This is a genomic window from Trujillonella humicola (assembly GCF_046233715.1).
GTDB lineage: Bacteria > Actinomycetota > Actinomycetes > Mycobacteriales > Geodermatophilaceae > Trujillonella > Trujillonella humicola.
Window position 1 is genome coordinate 1 of the sequence record NZ_JBJNRJ010000157.1, and the last position, 409, is coordinate 409.

Annotated in this window: 1 protein-coding gene; it reads right to left on the reverse strand. The window is 61.4% G+C overall.

The genetic code is table 11. The features are described 5' to 3' along the window. Positions 1-66: 66 nt before the first annotated feature. Positions 67-357 carry a transposase gene (locus tag ACK586_RS25535; protein ID WP_409333336.1) on the reverse strand — a complete coding sequence of 97 codons (291 nt, stop codon included), beginning with the start codon at positions 355-357 and terminating at the stop codon, positions 67-69. Positions 358-409: the final 52 nt, after the last annotated feature.

Consider the following 409-nt stretch of genomic DNA (forward strand, 5'->3'; position numbering starts at 1 on the left):
GCAGCGGGCACATGAACGTGATGTCGTAGGTGTCCTTCTCCGCGTGGATGAGTGCGCAGCGCTCGGCTACGGTTGCGTCCGCGCGAAGAAGGCCGCTGCTTTTTTTAGGAACTCGTTCTCCATCCGCAGGCGGCGGATTTCGTCTTCCATTTCCTTCACGCGGGCACGCTCCACCGGAGTCAGGTCGGTCGTCGGCTCCGGATTCTCACGGCGCCAGATGTTCATCCAGTTGCCGAGGGTGCCCTCGTTGATCCCCAGATCGCGGGCGACTTCGGCGATCGGCTTGCCGGTCTCGAGCACCATCTGCACGGCTTCAGCCTTGAACTGCGGACTGAACTTCCTCCGCTGCTCGGGCATGAACGCATCCTCTCAGTTCAGAGGACGTGTCCAAGATCGTTGGTACACCCCA

Bases quoted from the DNA above. Each gene is read 5' to 3' on its own strand.
- ACK586_RS25535 (WP_409333336.1), bottom strand. From the start codon at position 357: ATGCCCGAGCAGCGGAGGAAGTTCAGTCCGCAGTTCAAGGCTGAAGCC.